General features: G+C 72.8%; 7 protein-coding genes. 2 read left to right on the top strand and 5 right to left on the bottom strand.

The features are described 5' to 3' along the window. Positions 1–305 (bottom strand): sigma factor (locus SACSA_RS23455; RefSeq protein ID WP_019818888.1); only part of this gene is annotated, 305 nt, incomplete at its 3' end. A 135-nt stretch (positions 306–440) separates the two neighbouring features. On the opposite strand from SACSA_RS23455, the gene SACSA_RS0116695 reads away from it, so the two are divergent. Next, complete coding sequence (locus tag SACSA_RS0116695) at positions 441–1472, top strand: threonine aldolase family protein (RefSeq protein WP_019818887.1); 1032 nt, start codon at positions 441–443, stop codon at positions 1470–1472. 97 nt (positions 1473–1569) lie between these two features. Then, positions 1570–2157: an HAD-IA family hydrolase gene (locus SACSA_RS0116690; protein WP_019818886.1), complete on the top strand. Its 588-nt coding sequence runs from the start codon at positions 1570–1572 to the stop codon at positions 2155–2157. A 109-nt stretch (positions 2158–2266) separates the two neighbouring features. On the opposite strand, the gene SACSA_RS0116685 is transcribed toward SACSA_RS0116690, so the two are convergent. The 4 genes from SACSA_RS0116685 to SACSA_RS0116670 all read right to left on the bottom strand — a co-directional run. Beyond that, positions 2267–2452 carry a hypothetical protein gene (locus tag SACSA_RS0116685; protein WP_019818883.1) on the bottom strand — a complete coding sequence of 62 codons (186 nt, stop codon included), beginning with the start codon at positions 2450–2452 and terminating at the stop codon, positions 2267–2269. Between the two features lie 103 nt (positions 2453–2555). Next, positions 2556–3758, bottom strand: coding sequence for an aminotransferase class I/II-fold pyridoxal phosphate-dependent enzyme (locus tag SACSA_RS0116680; RefSeq protein ID WP_019818881.1), 1203 nt, complete (start codon positions 3756–3758; stop codon positions 2556–2558). Positions 3759–3872: 114 nt separating this feature from the next. Further along, positions 3873–4631 (bottom strand): hypothetical protein, encoded by a 759-nt coding sequence (locus SACSA_RS0116675; protein WP_019818879.1) that lies wholly within the window; start codon positions 4629–4631, stop codon positions 3873–3875. A gap of 97 nt (positions 4632–4728) precedes the next feature. After that, a partial coding sequence (locus tag SACSA_RS0116670; RefSeq protein WP_048876914.1) for a transglycosylase SLT domain-containing protein occupies positions 4729–5182 on the bottom strand: 454 nt, incomplete at its 5' end.

Below are 5182 nucleotides of genomic sequence, written 5' to 3'. Positions count from 1 at the left end.
TCGGAGTCGGAAACGCTCGACCCGCCCGGCGCGCGCGGTTCGGGCACGTCGTCGGTCTGCCGCTCCCGCCGCCACGGTCGGCGGGACTCGTCGATCGCCGCGCGCACGAGTGTCTTGCGCAGGTAGGCGTCGACGGCCGCGCGGTCGCGGATCTTGCGCCACCGTCGGTGCAGCGCGACGAACGCGGTCTGCGCGAGGTCGTCGGCACGGTGCCAGTCGCCACACAGCAGGTATGCCGTGCGACGCACGGAGTCCCGCCGTGCGGCGAAGTACTCCGCGAACTCCTGATCGTCATCGTGAACCACGCGGATGCGCTCCGGTCGGTCGTGTTGTCGACGGTGGGGACGGAACCGTCCGGCCCTACGGTTGCACGTCGGTCAACGATTCACCCGCCGGAGGGATAGTTGTGAGATCAACTAAGGATGTGATGTGATCTCCTCGTGACCTCCGAATCGACTTCGCCTCTCGACTTCCGCTCGGACACGGTGACCCGGCCGGACGAGGACATGCGGTCGGCGATGGCGAGGGCGGATGTCGGTGACAACGTCCTCGACGCCGACCCGACCGTCCGGGAGCTGGAAGAACGAGCGGCGCGGACGCTGGGCAAGCCCGCTGCCCTGTGGACACCGAGCGGCACGATGGCCAATTTGATCGCGCTGTCGCTGCACCTGCGCCGGGGCGACCGGTTCCTGGCACCCCGCGACGCCCATGTGCTGGTCAACGAACTCGGCTCGGCGGCGTGGCTCGCGGGCGGTATGCCCGACCCGCTCGACCACGACGCGGGCCCCGGCAGGCCCACTCCCGAGACCGTGCGCGCCGCGGCGGGCGACGGAAACGGGTTCTACCTCGCCCTGCGCACGACCCTGCTGAGCCTGGAGAACACCCACAACGCCTCGGGCGGGGCCGTGGTTCCGCCCGACGAGCACGCACGCCTCGTGGCCGCGGCCCAGGACGCGGGTCTGCGGGTCCACCTCGACGGTGCCCGGCTGTGGAACGCCGCGACCGCGCTCGGGGTCCCGCCCGCCGCGCTGACCGTCGGCGTGGACACCGTCTCGGCGTGCTTCAGCAAGGGACTCGGCGCTCCGGTGGGCTCCGTCGTCGCGGGCGATCCGGAGTTCGTCGACGAGGCCCGGCGGATGCGGCACATGCTGGGCGGCGGCGTCCGCCAGGGCGGAGTCCTCGCGGCGGCGGGGCTGATCGCGCTCGACCGCGTCGCCGACCTCGCGGCCGACCACGAGAAGGCCCGGACGCTGGCCGCCGGGCTGCGCGAACTCGGCTGGGACGTCGTCGAACCGCAGACCAACATCGTGCTGGCCGAGCGCGCCGACCTGGCCACGACGCTGGCGTCGCTGGACGCGCTCGGCATCCGGGTATTGCCGATGGCGGGCAAGGTGCGGTTCGTGCTGCACCGCGACCTCTCCGCCGCCGACGTCGAGGAGGCACTCCGGCGCCTGCGTACCGGCGACGGGTGAGCGGAAAACGGCGTGCCTGCCCGAGCGGGTGCGCGCGGCCGGGCACGTCCGGGGCGGTGCGGCGTTTCCGGGCAGAGCACGAAAGGAGGGGTGGGAGATGTCCTGGGTCGTCTTCGACTACGGCGAGGTGATCAGCGAGCGCACCGGTGCGCTGCCCGCGATGGCGGAACGGCTCGGTGTCCCGCGGGCGAGGTTCGAACCGGCGTACTGGGCACACCGGGACGCCTACGACCGGGGCGCCTCCGACACGCGGTACTGGGAGGCCGTCGCCGACACCGTGGGCGTGACGGTGGACGCCGCGGCGGTCGCCGAGCTGACCGAACGGGACATCGACGGGTGGTCCCGGCACGACCTCGGCTGCCGCGCGCTGCTCGACGCGCTGGCCGACGACGGCACCGCGCTGGCGCTGCTGTCGAACGCGCCCGCCTCGTTCGCCGCCCACACCCGGCGCCAGCCGTGGCTGTCCCGCTTCCACGAGACGCTGTTCTCCGCCGACCTCGGCGTCGCCAAGCCGGACCGGGAGATCTTCGACCGGCTCGTCGAGCGGCTGGGCGCCGACCCCGCCGACTGCGTGTTCTTCGACGACCGCGCCGCCAACGTCGACGCCGCCCGCCGGGTGGGCCTCGACGCCCACCTGTGGCGCGGCGCCGACCACGCCCGCACGCTCCTGCGCACGCGGCGCTGAGCGCCGCACGACGCCGTGCAGGACACCGTCGCCCCATCGGGACCGTGCGGGACGCCCTCACCGCGCCGAACGCGGAGGGCGGGTCCCGCACGGCACGGCGGGGTGGGCGTCAGGGGCGAATCTGCTTCTTCTGGTCCTTGCCCTTGATCGCGCCGTACGCGGCCGCGCCGAGGAAGACACCGCCCGCCACGACGGCGATCCAGAACACCGCCTTGACCAGGAAGCCAACCAGCGACCCGATCACCATGAACGCCACCCACGCCAGCAGCAGACCGCCGACGATCTTCCAGAACATGCTTCCTCCACCGCGCTCGGGTTCGGGCCCGTTTCGTGTTCGCCGAGTCCTGCCTCCAGACTGGCACGGGCCGCCCCCGCACCGCCGCCGAGACGGCCGACGTTCAGGGAGAATTCGGGGTCGCCCCTGACCGCCCGGACTTGGGCAGCCAGTCCCCCAGCCTGTCCACGGCCTCGGCGATCTCGGCAGCGGCCCCGGCGAACGACAGGCGCACGAACCGGCCGCCGTGCACGGGGTCGAAGTCGATGCCGGGAGTGATCGCGACTCCCGTCTCCTCCAGCATCCTCCCGCACCAGGAGAGGCTGTCGCCGGTGTGCGCGGAAACGTCGGCGTAGGCGTAGAAGGCGCCGTCAACGGGGGCGAGGCGTCCGAACCCGATCTCGCGCAGCCCCGGCAGCAGCACGTCGCGATTGGCCCGGTAGGCGGCCACGTTGGCATCCAGTTCGGTGTAGGACTCCTCGGTGAACGCGGCCACGGCGGCGCGCTGGGCCAGCGCGGGCGCGCAGATGTTGAGGTTGCCGGTGAGCACGTCCACGGCCCGGCGCAGCCGGGGCGGCACCAGCATCCAGCCGAGCCGCCAGCCCGTCATCCCGAAGTACTTCGAGAACGAACCGAGCACCACGGCCTCCGCCGAGCTGGCCCGCGCGCAACCGGGATCGCGTTCGTAGGTGATGCCGTGGTAGATCTCGTCGCTGATCATCCGCACGCCGCGCCGCTCACACCAGCGCGCGATCGTTCCCAGCTCCGCGTGCCCGAGTACCGTCCCGGTCGGGTTGCCCGGGCTCGCCACGACCACGCCGTCGAGTTCGCCCAGCGCGTCGAGCCGGTCGACGGTCGGCTGGAACCGCGTGCTCTCGTCGGTGTCGAACTCCACGACCTCGCACCCGAGCGCGGTGAGCAGGTTGCGGTAGGCAGGGTAGCCGGGGCGGGCCAGCGCCACCCGCGCACCCGCGTCGAACGCCGCCAGGAACGCCAGCAGGAACCCACCGGACGAGCCGGTGGTGACGATCACGTCCTCGGGCGGGACCCGCAATCCGTACACGCGGGCGTAGTGGCCCGCGATCGCCTCCCGCAGCTCCGGGATGCCGAGCTGCTCCGTGTAGCCCAGATCCGCGTCGCGCACGGCGCGTTCGGCGGCCTCCAGGACGGGGCGCGGCGCGCCCGCCGTGGGCTGGCCCGCGCACAACGCGATCACGTCGCCGTGCGTGCGCTGCCGCTCCCGCGCGGCCGAGAGCACCTCCATGACGTGGAACGGAGCCACGTCCGCGCGACGCGCGGGCCCGGGAAACGACACGGGTTCGACCATGCGTCTCACTGTGACACGGCGCCGCGCAGTGGGAACACGGCGCCGCGCCACAGGGAGACGGGGCCGCGCCGTGGGGACACGAGCCGCGCCCTCGGGATCGCCGCGGGGCGCGGATCAGCGCTGGTCGTGGCCGCCGTCGTAGTGGAGCACGGTCGCCCGGCCGTCCCGCTCGATCCGCAGTGCGGCCGCGGCGGTGGCGATCAGCAGGAGCACGCCGAGGTTTTCGCCGAGCTCCTCGGCGTGGTAGGTGAGCACGTACAGCGGGCCGCTCTCGTCGGCCGCGATGAGCAGCCCTTGCAGCCCTTCCATGCCGAGGGCGCAGCCGAGCAGGACCGCGCACCCGCCGACCACGCCCCAGCGCAGCCGCCCCCGGAGCCGCCGCGCCAGATACGCCAGGCCCGTGGCCACCACGGCACCGGCGAGCAGTCCCGGGATCAGCCAGTAGAACGGGAACCCGTCGAAGCTCACCAGCTCGCGCCCGATGCGGTCGAGGCGCTCGTGGAGCTGGGTGTGGTCGTCGAGGGAGAGCAGGCCGAGCAGCACGGCACCGCACGACCACGCCCACGCGTCGGCCTTCGACGTGGCGCGCGCGACCACGGCCACCAGCGCGTAGAGCACGGCGCCGACCACAAGCAGCCCGGTGCTCCACCACGTCGGCAGGTTGCCCTCCACGAACACGTCGAGGTAGTTCTGGACCTCACCGCGATCGCGGGTCAGCGGGTGGTCGATCAGCGCGGGCACGGCCATGCTGAGCAGGTTCAGCGACACCGAGACGCCGAGCAGCGCGTACCCGGCCTTGCGCAGCCGCAGCCGCGTCGGCACCCGCGCGGCCGGGAGGGACAGCGAGGGCTCCGCCAACGTCTCGTGTGTCACGGGACCCACCCTTTCGTAAACGATGCGTGAACTCGAAGCACCGTAGTGGTGGGCGTTCCGGGTCGGGCCTCCGGCCCCGATCCCGCCGCTTTCCCGCTCAGTAGCCCTGGTAGCCGCCGCCCTGAGCCATCGACGCCAGGCCGGGATGGCCGTCGAAGCCGCCGTAGCGGTCGAAGGTGTAGCGCACCCCGGCGATGATGTTGTCCACCGGGTCCCAGATGTCGCCGTGGCCGGGCAGGGCGTGCGCCTGGAACGTCGGGTCGATGCACTGCATCAGGCCCTTGGACGGGGTGCCCTTGGCCGCGTTCGAGTCCCAGTCGTTGAGCGCGTGCGGGTCGCCGCCGGACTCCTTCTCGATGATGGTCCAGATCTCGTCGATGTTGTCCTCGGTCACCGGGACGCCGTTGGCACGCAGGATCTCGATGGCCTCGCGAATCCACTGCTCGACGTTGCCGGGCGGGGGACCGCTCGAAGGCGGCGGACCGCTGGACCCGTACCCGGCGAGGCCGCCACCACCCGCGCCGCCCCCGCCGGAGGTGCCCCCGCCCGAG

The sequence above is a fragment of the Saccharomonospora saliphila YIM 90502 genome (assembly GCF_000383795.1).
GTDB classification, from domain to species: Bacteria; Actinomycetota; Actinomycetes; order Mycobacteriales; family Pseudonocardiaceae; genus Saccharomonospora; species Saccharomonospora saliphila.
Note: the sequence above shows the minus strand (reverse complement) of the source record. Positions and strands in the feature narration are given on the sequence as shown.